General features: G+C 51.5%; 1 pseudogene. It reads left to right on the top strand.

The window, feature by feature from the left end:
* Window positions 1–127: 127 nt before the first annotated feature.
* A pseudogene (locus CHK_RS09760) lies at window positions 128–336 on the top strand (hypothetical protein); the annotation flags it as partial.

The raw sequence follows: 336 nt of genomic DNA, 5'->3' as shown, positions 1-336 counted from the left end.
CCGCAGGAATGGTTGAATCCTTCGGAGTTGTGGAACGCGGGAATATGGGGTGCAGCTCTTTTGGTAAGCGAGCTAATCTTGCTAATCGCCGTCGCTTATGGGCTTCTGATGCAAAGGAGGATACGTGATGCGTAAAGTAAGGCAGTCATGGTCCGTGGCAATGTATAATTTTCGCCAGTGGAAGAAAAATCCTCGTATTGTGGTGACGTTTGCGCTGGGGTTCATCCTGTGCTTTTTGCTGTCGAACAAGGCGGTGGCCTTTGCACAGGAGCAGGGGACGATCCTTCAGCTTGTGGAGGCGTTCGTATGGACGTTTGGGGACGCGAACAATATCCT

The sequence above is a fragment of the Christensenella hongkongensis genome, assembly GCF_000981035.1.
In the GTDB taxonomy this organism is placed as follows: Bacteria; Bacillota; Clostridia; order Christensenellales; family Christensenellaceae; genus Christensenella; species Christensenella hongkongensis.
This window is presented reverse-complemented; position numbering and strand designations above follow the sequence as displayed.